Origin of the sequence: Porcipelethomonas ammoniilytica (assembly GCF_025567485.1) — a bacterium.
Taxonomy (GTDB): Bacteria; Bacillota; Clostridia; order Oscillospirales; family Ruminococcaceae; genus Porcipelethomonas; species Porcipelethomonas ammoniilytica.
This window is the reverse complement of the sequence record NZ_JAOQKH010000068.1, coordinates 1-1,588: the sequence shown is the minus strand read 5'-3', so window position 1 is coordinate 1,588 and position 1,588 is coordinate 1. Positions and strand designations below refer to the sequence as shown.

Here is a 1,588-nt window from a genome sequence, read left to right as displayed (position 1 = left end):
TAGCCGAAAATTATGATATGTTCTCCGGAAGAGTAAATTGCCTTGTCGCCAGATAATTCGTTTACTTCCCATGTCGGTCCCGCAAAACGAATCTGTCCTGCCGTCCATTTGCCCTCCATGTCCTGAAGAGTTATGTATGTCCAGTTGCCGCCAACATACAGCCTGTCGTCTGCATTTGTCATCAGAATCGTGTCATAGCAGTTTGCCTGACCGAAGTCGAAGCAGTTACCGATGTAAACCTCGCCGCCGTTTAAGTTCATCAGCTGTCCTGTGCTGCCGCCCCAGCCGTCAGGTGAAGCTGTTCTGAACACAAGATTATTTTGAATTAAAAGCTTACCGCCGTTGATGTCCAGAGTTGCTCCGTTGCCCGACCAGAACTGAGGCATATCGGTTGTGAACGACATACAGTCCGCAACGCTTATGGTACAGCCGTTCAGGTCAAGATTTGTATCGTGAAGATTGAAGCTGTAGGGGAATGCTCCGCTTGCAAGTACTTTCAGATTTCTTTTGAATGCATGATCCCAGTCAAGATTTCCGGAAGCTGAATATGCTGCTGTAAACCACGAAACATCAGCATTTTCAATTGTACCGTTGTTGTCCTTGTCCATGTATTCAAAATAATTTTCAGAACGTCCTCTTTTCTGAGCGTCTGCATTTATTTTTGCAAGTCCCTGTTCGTAATCTTCCTTATTTACGATTACGTCTCCTGTCATTTCATGGTTGTATATGTAAACCCACGAATTTACGGTTCTTGCAGATTCAACTTCTGTTCTGAATGCAGCAAGTTCTTCCTCGCTTGCGCCTGAAGCTTCTAAAAGCTCGTAATCAGTATCGTTGATAACTCCGTCCAGATTGATATCAAGATCCTGAACGCTCTGCGGAAGCTCATAATATTCATCGTCGTCAAGGCTATCATAAAAATCACAGAAAGCATTAAGGTCAGCCTGACTTATGATATTATCGCCGTCGGCGTCCATACTCGGATTGAAATCGCTGTCACCGCGGGTCGCTCCAAGACAGCTCTGAACATACGCTGAATCGGCAGCATTGATCACATCATCGCTCCACTGATTTGCGTTATCCTCATTCCATGTAGTATCTCCGGGAACGAGAGTAACGGTGTCCAGTGAATCGCCTGAACCCACTTGAAATTTTCCTGTGCCGAAATCTTTGAGGTAAAATGGCAGATAGCCGTCACACTCAAACTTTACATGATATATGTCGGAACCGCTTGCTGAAACCGTATAGTAATTGCCGTCAGCAACTTCTACACTGTTGATCTCCTCCCAGTTTCCGTTAAAAATACGCACAAAAATATGAGTGTCATCCGAAGCGGTATGACCGCTGACAACACCCTTTTGTACACACCCTGTAACTGTAAAATTCTCTGCAAAATTGATACCGCCTTCTCCGGCTTCGTTCATCAGCATGATGCCGGATTCCGGTGAGCCGAAGTAGTCCACTTCTCCCAGACCGTCTATGGCGTCTTCAAATTCCTGCGCAAGCTCGTCCGCATTTTCAGAAAGCTGCAGGGATTCCTTTATCCCGGCAATTGTTTCCGCATGAGCGATACCCTGGGAACTGCCGT

General features: G+C 46.0%; 1 protein-coding gene. It reads right to left on the bottom strand.

Annotated features, from left to right (window positions below; translation table 11 throughout):
- Positions 1–1,588, bottom strand: a 1,588-nt coding sequence (locus tag OCV67_RS13225) for a hypothetical protein (RefSeq protein WP_178085180.1), incomplete at both ends; no start/stop codon positions are given.